The sequence below is a fragment of the Cupriavidus sp. 8B genome (genome assembly GCF_054589115.1).
On sequence record NZ_BAAILO010000477.1, the window covers coordinates 1 to 207 of the forward strand.

Sequence of the window (207 nt, forward strand, 5' to 3'; positions counted from 1 at the left end):
TCTTCCTATTGCAAGGCACGCAAGCCAGTGTCAGATTGGAGACCCGATTCGAGCCTCCGTTTGCCCGGGCATCGATATGCTCGATTTCCAGCAGCGTCTCGCCGGCATCGCAGTAGGCGCACTGCCGCCCCCACTTCTCTAGCAGGTACTCCCGGACTTCGTAGCCGGCCAGTTCGCCTTGCTGATACTCGATGCCGGAGATCTCGG

1 protein-coding gene is annotated in these 207 nt (G+C 60.4%); it reads right to left on the reverse strand.

Translation table 11 applies throughout. From position 1 onward, the window contains the following. The coding region (locus tag ACYP5B_RS44765; RefSeq protein WP_459573867.1) for an HNH endonuclease at positions 1 to 207 on the reverse strand (207 nt) is incomplete at both ends.